Below are 13,047 nucleotides of genomic sequence, written 5' to 3' on the forward strand. Positions count from 1 at the left end.
TCGAGTGATCACGCGGGGACTGATGAGTCTTCGATCGTGGATGCCGCGCTGACAATGGTGATGGGTGGCGACATGGTGAAAGTAGTTGCTTGGTACGATAACGAGTGGGGCTACAGTCAGCGTGTGGTTGACTTGGCTGAGACGGTTGCTCAGAAGTGGGTGGCATAGCTGTTAGTGCCCGATCGTTAGCTGTTGATCGCGCTGCTAAGCAATCTGGTTAAGCGTCCTCTAATCACAAACTGGATCCTGGGTTCACTCCCGCGTTCTCTTAGTAGAAGGCGGGAGTGATTACGTTTAAAGGCTTAGCCCACGTACTCGACAGCAAGAGTCGGAGTGGGAACCGCATCAGGACAGGGAAACGGCTTTCTGAATGAGAAGGCATGGGACGTAGATCCGTGCTGGCGCAAATGCTCCAGCCGTGCTTTTGCCTCGGCAATGGTGGGCAGGTGTCCGGCGGGAATCCACCACAGCGACAGAATGGGCTGATTGGATTTCTCAAACCAGCGTTGTCGATCGCGCATGACGCTGGCATGGGCGCTGCGGTAGACGTAATCAGACAGCGCCTCTAGCGATCGCCAAACCGTTAGCGTAATCAAAATTCGATCGTCGTCGAATGCCCGAATGCTGGTGGCATCGTCTGCTCCTTCGCTGCGGAGCCGCCAAACAAAGCCCGGATCGCTATCGGCGATCGCATTAATGGCTCGGATCTGCGCCACAAACTCTGCCATGCATGGATCGTGCAAAGGCGCACTCAACGTTGCGGTATTCACTTGCGCGAGGTGATACCGTTCGCCATAGGTTCGCTGCATTGTTAAGAAGCTCAAAAAGAATATTAGAACCTTCCCATAGTCATCTGTCTAAAGTCGTATGTTTGACGACCAATTGAACATGCTTCGCAGTCAGGTTGAATCTACCCGCGATCTGATTGCGAAACACGAAGCGCTAACGGCTGAACTGTGGGCTCAGCTACAGACGCTAGAAGCCTTGTGGGAGGAGCACCAACGCCAAACCGATGAAGCGGAGTGAGGCGATCGGTACTAAACTGCGCTCAAGTTGTAGCGGCTAGCTTAAACGCATGTCCTGATACGCCAAGTTCTTTTTCGTGGTACAAATGTACGTTTGTGCAGATTGTGTGGTACAAAAGTATCATTTGGTGAATAACCCGCAGATACAGCGGTTCTCGCTTCGTTGATGTACATTCAACCCCTCCCCAGCCCTCTCCCTTTCGGAGAGGAAGCAAGATTTTCCCCCTTCCCTTGCAGGGAGGGGGCAGGGGGTAGGTTCTCTGGACGTACCGCACTGAATTGGGAAAAGCTATAGGCTGCACAGAACTCGGTTGTTCATCCATCTGGTGAGTTTCGAGGACTGAAACACTCATGCAACAGCGATCGCATAACGCAAATCTAAAATACCTGCTGGCAGGCGGGTCAGTTGTAGCAGCATTCGGCTTGCTGATAGATCCCCGCGCCCTACTGCCTCCGACCCAGCCCGTTGCCGCCGAAGTGTGCCAAGAGATTGTACAACGGCAGGCGCGGCTGTCGAGGAGTAAACTGTCGCGATTGCTAACCGTGCCAGAACGATCGAACAAAGCAGCGGTGCGACAAATTGTGCAAACGCCGTATTGCACGCTGCCACCCTTGCGCGTGCGATCGGGACCCACCGCTCAGCGGGAAGCGTATCCGCTGGAGTTTGACCCGCAAACCTGGTTGATTGTGCTGTACGAGGACAATGAATATGCTGGGTATTCGTTCAGCTTCCGTCATTAAAGCGCTTGGCGTCGCGATCGTCTGCCTCGGATTGCTAAACGGCTGCACGCAACCCGACACCTCCGAACCGCCACTCGATATTCGCCTCTATCAAGCGTGGCAGCTGCAACCCGGCGACACGGTTGCAGGCTATACGGTTGTGGGTGGACTGGGCGACATCTCGATCGCCCTTAACCGAAATGCTATCTACGCGCCGTTTGATGGTCGCGTTCAGCGCGATCCTAAAACCTGCGTGTTCTTCTCCACGCCGGACGTGCCCGCTTATCTGTTTCGTCTCTGCGGTCTAAAAAATCCTCGCCTCGGATCCATTCGCCAAGGAGACGCTATTGGCAGTGGATCGACGCTGCAATTCGCCACACTGCGAAAGCAGCCCAACGGAACCTGGGCGATCGTCGAACCCAGCAAAGACATTCTGGAACGCATGCTAAAACCCAATCGCTAACGCTTCTCACCCGCCATGAAACTCATTTCCCTGTGGGCGATCAATCTTGTCGTCTGCCTGCTAAGCTTTGCGTCTGCTGCCTACGCCGATGAGGTCGCCCTAAGCTTTGATCCTCCCTCTCTGCCAATTGAGGACGCCAACCCGCCTGTACTGGAGAAGCCGCCAGTGAGCCAGCAGGGCACTCCTCCAACTCCTTCCAGGACCGCACGATCGAGCGTGGGCGATCGTGCGGCTCTGTTCTCTGGTGGCAGCGATTCCCTCGTTGCCCGCGCCGTGGGACATGCAGAGGGCACTCGTACGTCAGACGGCGGCAAAACCCGCGCCTACTATGGACACACCGATCCTGGAAACGGCGTGTGGAATCGGGGCACCTTCTCCTACCAGTTTGGCAACGCCCAGAATCTATCGGCTGAAGAGTCCGATCGGCAGCAGCTAGCCAAGCTAAAAGCGCACCACCAACGCTTGCAGCAGCGGGCAAACGGCTTAGGGGTAGACTTAACGCTGGAGGAAGAGCTGAACGCGATCGATCTAGCAAACCAAGCACCACTGGCGGCGTTGGGGTCTCCTGGCTATGTAGAGCGGTTAAAGCAAGCGCATCAACAAGGACTGCGTGGCTCAGATGCCGTGCTGTGGGCGCGGGTGCAGTCCTATTGGGATCCTCAGCGGAACGGGTGGGACGCTCCCGGATTAGGCAATACGCAGGCTCGAATTGAGCACGACCAAAATCGACGGCAGCAGGCGATCGCGGAAACAGTCCAGTCTTACCAACCAGTGAAGCCGCCGAAACAGCACGTTGCAGACACTATTATCTTTCAGGACTTGCCACGCGATCGACGCCGCTAATGTCCATTTCAATGATCTTCGTGTAAAGCGGCTTCACTGCGATCGCTCCTCAGTCTAGTCACTCACCAAAATTCGGCAACAAGCTATAGTGGACGGTACACGCGGTAGTTGAGGTTTGGGAAGATATTGTCGATCTCTTCTACCTTTTCTAGCCAGCCAGAATCGACTTTGCTTTGCTTAATCTCGTCGTAGAGTTTGTGGAAGCGCATCAGGTGCGATCGCGTCCGGCGCACTGCATAGGGCACCATCGTTCCGGTCCGCATGATAAATGCCCAGTCTGAAGACTGCGCCAGCAGCAGTTCCCGCGCCGCCTGATTCAGCGCTCGCCATTGCAGTTCGTCTTCCGGTTCCTGCTTAGCAATTTCAATCATCCGCTCAGCAGCTTTGTGCAAGTGTGGATAGATCCAGGCGTTCGTGTCGTTTAGCCAATACTCGTGGAAACCTTTGTAGCCCCAGCTAGACTGCGACGGGTGGCACACTTGCTGCGTTGGGTTGTCGCGCAGGTAGTCTGCCAAGTGCGTCATTTCGTAGGTTCCTTGATCAAACCAGCTTTTGCGGAATAGATAGTCAATAAACCAGGGACCTTCATACCACCAGTGCCCAAACAGTTCCGCATCGTAGGGCGACACGATAATCGGCTTGCGCTGCATAATATCGTGGAGATGCCGCACCTGCCGCTCTCGGTTGTACATAAAGTTCCCCGCGTGCTCAGCCGTCTTCTCCCGCGCCCAGTACGGGTCGTAAAGCTGCTTGTCGCCCAGCCCTAAGCCGCGCCCGGTAATCTTGTGGTACTTAATTCCCACATTTTTGCGCTGACCGTTCGGCATGACGTAGGGCTTGATGTAGTCGTACTCTGCATCCCAGCCCAAATCGCGGTAGAACTCTCGATACTCGGCTGCACCGGGGTAGCCAACTTCTGATGACCAGACTTGCTGCGACGATTCGTGATCGCGTCCGAAGGCAGCGACTCCCGTGGTTGTAAAAATTGGGGCATAGGTACCAAAGCGGGGACGGGGACGAGCGTAGAGAATACCGTGTCCGTCTGTGAGAAAGTAGCGCAGTCCGGCGTCTGCCAGCATCCGCTCTACGCCTTCGTAGTAGGCGCATTCGGGAAGCCAGATGCCTTTCGGCGGACGCCCAAATGTTTCTTCGTAGTGCTCACAGGCGACTTTGATTTGCCCCCAAACTGCCTGCGGGTACATCTTCATTAACGGCAGGTAGCCGTGAGTGGCACCGCAGGTAATGATCTCCAGATTGTTGCTTTCGGCAAACTGATTGAATGCCTTGATCAGGTTGCGATCGTACTTCTCCCAAACATTTCGGACCTGGTTAAATTCTTTAGCGTAGTGCTCTGCTAAATAGCGCAAGTGCCCATTATGTGTGTTCCGCTCCACCTCCATCTCTGCGAGTTCTTCTAACTGAGCGAGGTGGTTGTCGTAGCGCTCTTGTAGCAGTGGATCGAGCAGCATCGACACCAGTGGCGGCGTCATGCTCATGGTGATCTTAAAGTCTATGCCATCCCGTTTTAGTCCCTCGTAGACCTGAAGCAGCGGAATATAAGTTTCGGTGATCGCCTCAAACAGCCATTCCTCTTCGAGTACGTAGTCGCTTTCTGGGTGGCGGACGAAGGGCAAGTGGGCGTGCAGAACCAGCGCAAGATAGCCGATACTCATAGGTCTTCGGGATTGGGATGATTGGATTGTAAAGCGAAACGGCGATCGAAAGTGCGGCGGGTTCAACCAGTTTTGGTGCCGCAATGAGACGTGAAGAATAGGAAGCAGAAAGTAGGGGTAAAGCGGCAGCGAACTGAGGCTAACGGTTTAAGTCAGCTAAATTCCACAATTTGAATTCAACGAAACGGTTTTTTGGGAGTATTCTGAAGAGTAAATTTCTTTCCAAATTTAGGGCTTTCACGTCGTCCTTACCTATGCCTTACCCCAATCTTCTGGCACTTGCGAAACAGGGCGATCCTGAGGCGATCGCTGCCCTAATGAATTTGGCGCTTGAGTCACGAGGAGTGATAGCCAAAGCCATGAAGATTGGCGACTATTTACACATTTCATTGACTGCCGAGCGAACTTTAAATCAGCAGACATTAGTTGAGTTTACCCGGAAAGGACTGCAAGAACTTAACACAGACGCTATTCAAACCATCAAGATTTACGCATTCCGACAGAACGAAGATCTGCCAATTTGGACCACCGTGTTTACGATTAATCGCGTGGGTGAAGCAGCAGGAACGGACGCTACGATCGCTGCCGCAACTAATCACGCTTTAGGACCAACAGACGCTAAAGCCAACGCCAAATCGTTATCGTCTAGATTGAGTCGGTATCAGCAGCAGCTACAGCAAACGATGCAAGCATTTTATGCAGCGCTTCGCTCGCCCGAAGGACCGCCGCTACCAAACCGCCGCTTGACCGTTCTGATTGCGGGAGCGGTAACGATCGGAGCTTTTTTGTCTGGCGGCGTGATTGCGATGATTGCCAATTCATCTCACACTGAAAACGTTGCTCAGTCGATAGGCTCGGTACCCTCAGTGACTACCAACAGTCCCTCATCTGCTAGCACAGAGGCTAAACAAACTCGCGGTGATCCGCAAACCGAAGCCAAGAATTACTTGATTAAGATGAATCAAGCGCAACAGACGTTTTATCAGCAGAAAAAACGATTTGCCACTAACTTGGAGGAGCTTGAGCGCTCTGCTTCTATTCTGTCTCACAGCTACGTCTATTCCTACAAGTTGACTGTTCGTAAAACTCAGTCCCAGTTAACTGCCACTCCGAAAAGCAACGGATTAAAAAGCTATACGGCAGCGGTGCTGCCAATAAAGTCGGCAAAGACCGATCGTGCCAGTGTTGTGACAATTTGTGAGAGCGCCCAACCGTCTAAAACGCCTCCTGCGATGCCTCAAGTCGTTAGCAAAACAGCTCAGTGCGCTTCTGGTTCGACAAAAGCGCTGTAATTTCGCGCAATCTCGATCGCCGCAGACACCAAGTTACAAGTGCCAGAATGGAGTCAGACTCTTAGGATGGTGATTCGGTATGGGCAGTATTACCAGCTTTTTTTTCGGGGCGCTTCTGATTCTCCTGGCATCGGGTCTGAAGCTCGATCGAGAATACCAGCGCGGCGTTATTTTTCGACTTGGACGGACGCGGGGCATTATGGGACCCGGCATGTACTGGATTGTCCCCTGGATTGACCAGAAAGTTCAGGTGGATGTTCGCACCAAAACCGTGAATATTGAGCCGCAGGAAACAGTGACAGCCGACAGCGTCACGATTCGGGTAAACGCGGTTCTATACTATCGAATTCTTGATGCGTCAAAGGCAATTAATCGGGTTGAAAGCTATGAGATGGCAGTCTATCAAATTGCCTTAACAACGCTGCGAAATGTCGTTGGTCAGAATATTCTAGATGACGTTCTACAAAACCGAGACAAGATCAATGTACGGGTCCAAGAAATTGTCGATGAAATTACGGAACCGTGGGGAGTTGTCATCGAGCGAGTAGAGATGAAGGATGTCGAAATTCCACCGGAAATGCAACGAGCGATGGCAAAAGAAGCCGAAGCCATTCGGGAGAAACGCGCCCGTTTGATCAAGGCGGCAGCCGAGCAGGAAGCGTCCATAAAGCTAGCAGAAGCCTCACGAAACATTAGCGCCAATCCGTCTGCATTGGAGCTACGACGGTTGCAAATGCTGACTGAAATTGGCGCAGAAAATAATACGACGACAATTATTATGATGCCGTCGGACTTTGTGAATTTAGCGCGGCGCTGGTCGGGAGTCGATGAGGCGTCTGAGGCACGCCCGTTTGATCCAGAGGTTCTTTTTTCCAAAAAAGTGACTGAGAAACAGCCTTTAGATCGTCCTGAAAACCACGATCGCTAATCCGCTGAATCAACGGAGGGCAGCGTCGCTACATTCTGCTCCCAGTTGACACCATCAAACGGCTCAACGCGAAACTGCTTCAGCACATCGCCGTCTAAACAGCGAATATTGACATCGATCGCGTCTGGGTGGGATCGCGGACGGTAAAATGCGTGAATTCCACAGGTTTTGTAAAACCTGTGCTTTGCGACACCCGTATTGAAGGTATACATTGTCAGTGCGTTTTCCCCCCGAAGAAGGGTAAAGCGACCGATCGGCACGATCAGGTGCAGGAACCCTTTTTTCCGGCAGATCGAGCAGTTGCAGTCGCACACAACGTGTTCATCCTGCTGCACGGCAACCTGAAAGCGCACGGCTCCGCAGTGGCAGCCCCCTTCATAAATAATTTTCTCGTTCATACTTCTCTAAGCGGTTTGGCAGTGTGTGTTACAAAATTGACCGTCATGGGCAAACTGACAGTAGAGATGAGCGAAGGGGGACTGGCTTGTGCAGGCAACAAAACAGCAGCAAATTGTGGTTTACTTCATCGAAGAAGCCAAAGAGCACCTCGACACGATTGAACAAGGATTGCTTTCGCTTGCCGCAACGATGGCGGATGCCGAGCGCCTGAATGAGTTGTTCCGAGCGGCTCACTCAGTCAAAGGCGGAGCCGCGATGCTGGGGTTCAACGGCATTCAGAAAGTGGGGCACCACCTAGAGGACTGCTTCAAATTGCTCAAAGACCATTCCGTGCCAGTCGATCGCCCTCTAGAAGATTTATTTTTACAGGTGTTTGATGTTTTAAAGGCGCTTATTGAAGAACTTCAGTCGCCTTACGGTTTTCAAGAGCAGGTCGCTGAGAAAGCGGTGCGATCGGCAGAACCCAAATTTGTGGAACTGGAGCACTATTTGAATCATTTGATTCGTAACATCGCAGGCGCTAGCCCATCGATTTCTGCAAGCCAATCGTCGGCAGCTAGTCCCGATACTACCGCACGGATTTATGCCGTGCTGAAGCGGCTGTTGCAGCTATTCAAACAGGGGGACACGCCAGCGAATCGGCAGCAGTCCGCGACACTGTGCGCTCGCATCAGGCAACTGCATCCTAGCTCAGAGTGGCAAGGGCTAACTCAGGTAGCTCAGACAGCGATCGCTAACCCAAAGAATTCTTACCAAACTCTTGCACCGTTGGTGATTAAAGAGTTGAAGCAAGCCACCGACTTAATTGCGGTCGGACGCGCAAGCGAGATTATTCCTAGCCAATCACTGCAGCGTCTTGGTGCTGCGCCGATCGCGTCAGTCGCTCAGTCCGTTGCATCCACTCCGGCGGCTGTAGTGCCTTCCAGCCGTCAATCTGTGAGTACATCGTCGATTACAATTCCTGCAGAGCCGCGCGCGGCTGCAAAGGTGCTTCTAACTACGTTTGATAAACAGCAGCTGATTGAATTAGCAGAGTTTTTGATGAAAGCGATTCAGTGAGTAGCTGTTAGGAATGAGTATCCGGCGGCGGCTAGCGACTTGCTGTTCGCGTTAAACGATGTTTAAGCCAGGAATGAGTTAGGGGAAACTAGTTTTTTGTTAAAAGACCACGATCGCGGTCTTTTTTTCGGCATGAAAAAAGAGGAAGCAATTTGCTTCCTCTAAAGCTTTGAACCCACATGGATAACAATGAATGCGGAGGCTGGTTAGTAAGCCAGACCCATACTCCGAGTCGTCTCGGCTCCTAGGTAAACGCGAACGCTTAAGAAGTCAGTTGGGCAAGCAGTTTCGCACCGCTTGCAGCCAACACAATCTTCCGTGCGAGGAGAAGACGCAATCTGTTGTGCTTTGCAGCCGTCCCAGGGAACCATCTCTAGAACGTCTGTAGGGCACGCACGAACGCACTGAGTACATCCAATGCAAGTATCGTAGATTTTGACTGTATGCGACATGTTATTAAAGGCTCCAAATGAATGCTTGACACTTTGCAGTATCGATTAGCTAGCGGTTTTAACGGCGAGCTTTTACCGCTAAAGGTTTAGAGTCAAGGCTAAGTCTACCGCACCGCCTGAAACCTCTCAGAGGAAAGGCTACAAAACTTCAAACAACGTAATGGGAGTGGATAAAACTTCCATTACGCAAGATCCAGTTTCTCTAGAACTGGACGAGTGGAAACGATGTGACGATCGAGCCCCAGTTGGCTCGGACTGATGCCAAGCGCCAGCGATACAAGCTGCGGCAAATGCAGCACGGGCAATCCCAGCGTCTTTCCAATCACGCGCTCGACCTCGGGCTGGCGCGAGTCCAAGTTTAGGTGGCAGAGGGGGCAGGGAGTAACGATACAGTCTGCACCAGAGGCGATCGCATCTTGGATATGCATTCCTGCCATCTTGAAGGCTTGATCCGTGGCGTAGCTAGAAAGGGGCCAACCGCAGCACTGGGTGCGTCCTCGGTAGTAGACGGGTGTAGCTCCGACTGCCTGAAACACATTTTCCATTGACTGTGGATTAAAGGGATCATCGTGGGGTAGCTTGTCTTGAGCACGCAGAAGGTAGCAGCCATAGAAGGCAGCACACCTGAGATTCGAGAGTTTGCGCGTGACCCGCGCTTGCAGCGTCTCTAAGCCATAGTCGCCTACCAGTGCCCATAGCAGATGCTTCACCTCTGAAGTGCCCCGGTAGGGAGAGCATCCCTCTTGCTTTAAGAGTTCATTGACTTGCTCAACATACGCTGGATAACTAGACTGTCGCTGTTTCAGGCGATCGTCCACGTGCCCAATCACGCCTTGACACGTGCTGCAATGAGTCAGTAGCGGCAGATTGAGTTCTTCTGCTAGCGCAATGTTGCGGGCGTTAACGCTATCCTCTAGCAGTTGCGAGTCCTCCTTAAAGGTGCCAGAGCCGCAGCAGGACGCTTTCTTAAGTTCGATCAATTCGATGCCTAATGCCTGCGCTAGCGCACTAGTGGATTGGTACAGCTCCCGACAGGCTCCCTGAGCCACACAGCCGGGGAAGTAAGCATATCGAAGGGGGGAGGTCATGGGTAAGGGAGAGGGGACGAGGGGGTGGAGATTGGGGCAGAACGTTCAAATTTCAGCCGCTTCCAAATCTTCTTCTTAATAATCCCTATTGTGACGGACTCAACCACAAACCCCCACGACTCCTGTGTAACCTGGCATTGGCTAATTTTATTTCTCCCGCTCCCACCATGCCAGTTGCGAAAACGCCCACGCTTGAGTTGGACGATCGCGCTTTCGGATAAGATGAAAAAATGCTCGAAATGACACGTTTACCTAGTAGCGAGATGGGTTATCTCGGACGGGGGACTGCCAACTGTAAGAGCGATCGTCCTGGCACAACCGTTGCCGTTGCATCCAACGAGGAAATTATGAGCGCGACCGAAATTTTTGAGAAAGTTCAGAACATCGTGGCCGAGCAATTAGGCGTTGAAGCCAGCGAAGTTGTTCCCTCTGCCAGCTTTGCCAACGATCTGGGAGCAGACTCCCTGGATACCGTTGAGTTAGTCATGGCGCTGGAAGAAGAATTTGACATCGAAATTCCAGACGAAGCCGCCGAAGAAATCGCTACGGTGCAAGCAGCCGTAGACTACATCAGCAACAAAGTTAAAGCCTCCGCTTAATCGAGTTATGAGTTTTGAGTTCTGAGTTCTGCGTGGCGCAGCCTCGGTTAAAAGGCTCATGATTCATGACTCATAACTATCTTGAATTTTCTCCTGTTGAAACTATGACCACTTTTGACCGTAAACGGGTTGTTGTAACTGGACTCGGCGCAATTACGCCGATCGGCAATACGGTTGCCGAGTATTGGGATGGGCTGATGAGCGGGCGAAACGGCATCGGTCCGATTACCCTGTTTGATGCCTCTCGCCACGCTTGCCGCATTGCGGGTGAGGTTAAAGCCTTTGACGCGCACCTATACCTGGACCGTAAAGAAGCAAAGCGAATGGATCGGTTCGCTCAGTTTGCAGTAGCGGCGAGCAAACAGGCACTTGCCGATGCCCAATTTGTCATCAACGACCTGAACGCTGAGCAAGTGGGCGTTCTAATCGGCACCGGCATTGGTGGGCTAAAGGTGTTGGAAGATCAGCAGGAAGTGAACCTGACGAAGGGACCCGATCGCTGTAGTCCGTTCATGATTCCCATGATGATCGCCAACATGGCGGCGGGTCTGACGGCGATTCATCTTGGGGCGAAGGGTCCGAACTCCTGCACGGTGACGGCGTGCGCAGCCGGGTCGAACGCGATCGGTGATGCCTTCCGGTTGGTGCAGCAGGGCTACGCCCAAGCAATGATCTGCGGCGGCGCTGAAGCAGCGGTAACTCCGCTATCGGTGGCAGGATTTGTGGCATGTAAGGCAATGTCTAGCCGCAATGACGATCCGACTCATGCGAGCCGCCCGTTCGACAAAGACCGGGATGGATTTGTTTTGGGCGAGGGGTCAGGCATTCTAGTGATTGAGGAACTGGAGCACGCTCTGGCGCGAAATGCACGAATTTACGCAGAAATCGTCGGCTACGGCATGACGTGCGACGCGTACCACGTGACTGGACAAACTCCTGGTGGGGAAGACGCCGCAAGAGCGATACGCCTTGCTCTGAAAGATGCTGGATTGACTCCAGAGCAAGTGAACTATATCAACGCCCACGGCACCAGTACGCCAATCAACGATCCGAATGAGACGATGGCCATTAAAAAGGCGTTGGGTGACCATGCCTACCAACTGACGGTAAGTTCTACAAAATCGATGACTGGACACTTGTTGGGTGGATCAGGAGGGATCGAAGGGGTGGCAACCGTGATGGCGGTGGCGAACGATCGTGTACCCCCCACAATTAATCTTGTCGCTCCCGATCCCGATTGTGACTTGGACTACGTGCCCAACCAGAGTCGCGCTCAGACTGTGGACGTGGCTCTGTCTAACTCGTTTGGCTTTGGCGGTCACAACGTAACGCTGGCGTTTAAGAAGTACGTTGGGTAGAGCAGCTTTTAGGCGAGTCGTCAGTGGTTAGGAAAATATAGTAGTTAGTGGCAGTCCATTACGGACGTAGACTACATAAAAACAAACGTTGCTGAATGTTGCAGGTCATTAACGTTGCCGAAGCGACGTAGATTGACACCGCCCTAGGATCATACTATGGGGCAAGAGAAGGGCTAATGTTCCATTAGTTTCTTCAATAGGAATAATTGCCTATTGTCCGCGATAATAGGATGATGAGGAAAGCATCCGAGGGCAACGTCTGCCCACAGTTTTATTCCGTCCAGCGCTAAACCGTCGTTCATTCCAAGTAAGAATCATGGTCGTTGCAGCCCAATCACTCGAAGAACTTTGCATTAATTCGATTCGCTTTTTAGCGATCGACGCCGTTGAAAAAGCGAAGTCTGGACACCCTGGTTTGCCAATGGGTGCAGCTCCGATGTCGTTCGTGCTGTGGGATAAGTTCATGCGGTTCAATCCCAAGAACCCGTACTGGTTCAACCGCGATCGCTTTGTTCTGTCGGCAGGACATGGCTCGATGTTACAGTACGCCCTGCTGTACCTGGCTGGCTATGACAGCGTGACGATCGATGACATCAAGCAGTTCCGTCAATGGGATTCGAGAACGCCCGGACACCCGGAGAACTTTATGACTCCCGGTGTGGAAGTCACCACGGGTCCCCTAGGTCAGGGCATCTGTAACGGGGTGGGCTTGGCGATGGCAGAAGCGCATCTAGCTGCAACGTTCAACAAGCCCGATGCCACGATTGTTGATCACTATACCTATGTGATTTTGGGCGACGGTTGCAACATGGAGGGCGTGTCTGGTGAAGCATGCTCGCTGGCAGGTCATTTGGGCTTGGGCAAGCTGATTGCGCTGTACGACGACAACCACATTTCGATCGATGGTGACACTGAAGTCTCCTTCACTGAAGATGTGGGCAAGCGCTTTGAAGCCTACGGGTGGCACGTGCAGGTTGTCTCTGACGGTGACACAAATCTGGAGGCGATTCAGCAGGCGATCGAAACCGCGAAGAGCGTCACCGATAAGCCATCGTTGATCAAGGTGCGGACGACGATCGGTTACGGCTCTCCAAACAAGGCAAACACGGCTGGCGTCCACGGAGCGGCGTTGGGCGGCGACGAAGTGA

At 52.7% G+C, this 13,047-nt stretch carries 14 protein-coding genes and 2 pseudogenes; 11 read left to right on the forward strand and 5 right to left on the reverse strand.

Features of this window, described 5'->3' with window-relative positions:
• Positions 1-168, forward strand: a pseudogene (locus tag H6F43_RS22370) (type I glyceraldehyde-3-phosphate dehydrogenase); the annotation flags it as partial.
• Between the two features lie 134 nt (positions 169-302).
• Here the strand turns inward: H6F43_RS22370 and H6F43_RS16450 are convergent.
• Complete coding sequence (locus H6F43_RS16450; protein WP_190343803.1) at positions 303-809, reverse strand: DUF3291 domain-containing protein; 507 nt, start codon at positions 807-809, stop codon at positions 303-305.
• 58 nt (positions 810-867) lie between these two features.
• Between H6F43_RS16450 and H6F43_RS16455 the strand changes: the two genes are divergently transcribed.
• The 4 genes from H6F43_RS16455 (at position 868) to H6F43_RS16470 (ending at position 3,051) form a co-directional block, all read left to right on the forward strand.
• Entirely contained in the window at positions 868-1,026 is a 159-nt protein-coding gene (locus H6F43_RS16455; protein ID WP_190343804.1) for a hypothetical protein, read from the forward strand.
• Between the two features lie 350 nt (positions 1,027-1,376).
• Positions 1,377-1,766 (forward strand): hypothetical protein, encoded by a 390-nt coding sequence (locus H6F43_RS16460; RefSeq protein WP_190343805.1) that lies wholly within the window; start codon positions 1,377-1,379, stop codon positions 1,764-1,766.
• The gene (locus H6F43_RS16465) at positions 1,735-2,208 is read left to right on the forward strand and encodes a hypothetical protein (RefSeq protein ID WP_190343806.1); all 474 of its coding nucleotides are present in this window, start codon (positions 1,735-1,737) and stop codon (positions 2,206-2,208) included. The genes H6F43_RS16460 and H6F43_RS16465 overlap by 32 nt, the downstream gene beginning before the upstream one ends.
• Positions 2,209-2,223: 15 nt before the next feature.
• On the forward strand, positions 2,224-3,051 hold the full coding sequence (locus H6F43_RS16470; RefSeq protein ID WP_190343807.1) for a hypothetical protein: 828 nt from the start codon (positions 2,224-2,226) through the stop codon (positions 3,049-3,051).
• An 83-nt stretch (positions 3,052-3,134) separates the two neighbouring features.
• On the opposite strand, the gene H6F43_RS16475 is transcribed toward H6F43_RS16470, so the two are convergent.
• A complete protein-coding gene (locus H6F43_RS16475; protein WP_190343808.1) occupies positions 3,135-4,724 on the reverse strand; it encodes a glycoside hydrolase family 57 protein in 1,590 nt (529 codons plus the stop codon).
• Positions 4,725-4,978: 254 nt separating this feature from the next.
• Between H6F43_RS16475 and H6F43_RS16480 the strand changes: the two genes are divergently transcribed.
• Positions 4,979-6,016 (forward strand): type IV pilin-like G/H family protein, encoded by a 1,038-nt coding sequence (locus H6F43_RS16480; RefSeq protein ID WP_190343809.1) that lies wholly within the window; start codon positions 4,979-4,981, stop codon positions 6,014-6,016.
• 79 nt (positions 6,017-6,095) lie between these two features.
• The gene (locus H6F43_RS16485; RefSeq protein WP_190343810.1) at positions 6,096-6,944 is read left to right on the forward strand and encodes a slipin family protein; all 849 of its coding nucleotides are present in this window, start codon (positions 6,096-6,098) and stop codon (positions 6,942-6,944) included.
• On the opposite strand, the gene H6F43_RS16490 is transcribed toward H6F43_RS16485, so the two are convergent.
• Complete coding sequence (locus tag H6F43_RS16490) at positions 6,941-7,342, reverse strand: GFA family protein (protein WP_190343811.1); 402 nt, start codon at positions 7,340-7,342, stop codon at positions 6,941-6,943. The two genes, H6F43_RS16485 and H6F43_RS16490, sit on opposite strands and share 4 nt — an antisense overlap.
• 88 nt (positions 7,343-7,430) lie before the next feature.
• On the opposite strand from H6F43_RS16490, the gene H6F43_RS16495 reads away from it, so the two are divergent.
• Positions 7,431-8,402: an Hpt domain-containing protein gene (locus tag H6F43_RS16495; protein ID WP_190343812.1), complete on the forward strand. Its 972-nt coding sequence runs from the start codon at positions 7,431-7,433 to the stop codon at positions 8,400-8,402.
• Positions 8,403-8,608: 206 nt separating this feature from the next.
• Here H6F43_RS16495 and psaC read toward each other — a convergent pair whose 3' ends face one another.
• A complete protein-coding gene (gene psaC / locus H6F43_RS16500; protein ID WP_190343813.1) occupies positions 8,609-8,854 on the reverse strand; it encodes a photosystem I iron-sulfur center protein PsaC in 246 nt (81 codons plus the stop codon).
• A 182-nt stretch (positions 8,855-9,036) separates the two neighbouring features.
• Positions 9,037-9,942 carry a CoB--CoM heterodisulfide reductase iron-sulfur subunit B family protein gene (locus H6F43_RS16505; protein ID WP_190343814.1) on the reverse strand — a complete coding sequence of 302 codons (906 nt, stop codon included), beginning with the start codon at positions 9,940-9,942 and terminating at the stop codon, positions 9,037-9,039.
• Between the two features lie 347 nt (positions 9,943-10,289).
• Here H6F43_RS16505 and acpP point away from each other — a divergent pair, with 347 nt between their 5' ends.
• The 3 genes and pseudogenes from acpP to H6F43_RS16520 all read left to right on the forward strand — a co-directional run.
• Positions 10,290-10,541 carry an acyl carrier protein gene (acpP, locus tag H6F43_RS16510; RefSeq protein ID WP_190343816.1) on the forward strand — a complete coding sequence of 84 codons (252 nt, stop codon included), beginning with the start codon at positions 10,290-10,292 and terminating at the stop codon, positions 10,539-10,541.
• Positions 10,542-10,645: 104 nt separating this feature from the next.
• Entirely contained in the window at positions 10,646-11,899 is a 1,254-nt protein-coding gene (gene fabF, locus H6F43_RS16515) for a beta-ketoacyl-ACP synthase II (RefSeq protein WP_190343815.1), read from the forward strand.
• A 316-nt stretch (positions 11,900-12,215) separates the two neighbouring features.
• A pseudogene (locus H6F43_RS16520) lies at positions 12,216-13,047 on the forward strand (transketolase); the annotation flags it as partial.

This window comes from Leptolyngbya sp. FACHB-36, assembly GCF_014695955.1.
Lineage (GTDB): Bacteria > Cyanobacteriota > Cyanobacteriia > Leptolyngbyales > Leptolyngbyaceae > FACHB-36.